We start from the raw sequence: 1,158 nt of genomic DNA, 5'->3' as shown, positions 1-1,158 counted from the left end.
CCGGCTGCCGCCGACGCGCCCGCGCTGACCCCGACGCCGCCCGGGCCGCCCGGGCCGCCGAAGGACAACAAGGACGAGGGTGAGGGTGACGGTGGTGCCCTGCTGGTCGAGCGCGGCGGCAGCGCGCACCTGGTGCAGGTGAAGCTGACCGGCAACAACGCCGAGAACGACGGCGGCGCCATCGCCAACTTCGGCCGGGTCGACCTCAAGGACAGCAAGGTCCAGAACAACCACGCCCAGGGCGACGGCGGTGGCATCTTCAACACCGGCCAGCTCAAGATCAAGGACACCGAGATCACCAACAACACCGCCGGCGGCAGCGGCGGCGGCATCGCCAACGGCCACGACCACACCCGCAAGGACCACGGCCCCAACCGCGCCAGCAGCCTCGACAGCGGCAAGGACTACTGGGTCAAGGGCCGCGACGAGGCCGGCACCGTCGAGATCATCGGCTCCCACGAAGGCAAGGACCGCGACAAGAGCCTCATCGAGGGCAACACCGCCGACCACAACGGCGGCGGCCTGTTCAGCTCCCGCGGCACCGTCACGATCTCCTTCACCACCTTCAAGAACAACACCGCCTGCGACAGCGGCGGCGCCATCTACGCCAAGAACACCGACCTCAAGCTCGACCACGTCACCGTCGCCAACAACCACGCCAGCAAGGACGGCGGCGGCATCGTCAACACCGGCGGACAGGACCACAAGAACCGTCCGACCCCCATGGTCGCGCCCACCGACGGCACCGAACACCACGACCAGGAAGCCACCGCCACCATCACCGACAGCTGGATCGTCGAGAACACCGCCGGACGCTTCGGCGGCGGCATCTTCAACGGCGACCAGAACGCCCGCATCGTCGAAGGCTTCCCGCAGAACCAGCACGGCGCCGACGACAACGCCACCCTGACCCTGCGCAACACCGAGGTCAAGGGCAACACCGCCCTCAACGGCGGCGGCATCTTCAACAACAAGGGCACGGTCACCCTGAACCGCACCCACGTCACCAAGAACACCGCCACCGACCCGTCCAAGACCCACCGCGCCGCCGGCGGCATCCTCAACAACGAGGGCAAGGTCCGCCTCGACGACGAATCCACCATCACCAACAACGACCCCACCAACTGCGCCGGCACCGTCAAGGACTGCTTCAACTGA

1 pseudogene is annotated in these 1,158 nt (G+C 67.8%); it reads left to right on the top strand.

The features are described from left to right. A pseudogene (locus AB0I11_RS34420) lies at positions 1-1,158 on the top strand (hypothetical protein); the annotation flags it as partial.

The sequence above is a fragment of the Micromonospora sp. NPDC050495 genome (assembly GCF_040655175.1).
GTDB lineage: Bacteria > Actinomycetota > Actinomycetes > Mycobacteriales > Micromonosporaceae > Micromonospora.
Note: the sequence above shows the minus strand (reverse complement) of the source record. Positions and strands in the feature narration are given on the sequence as shown.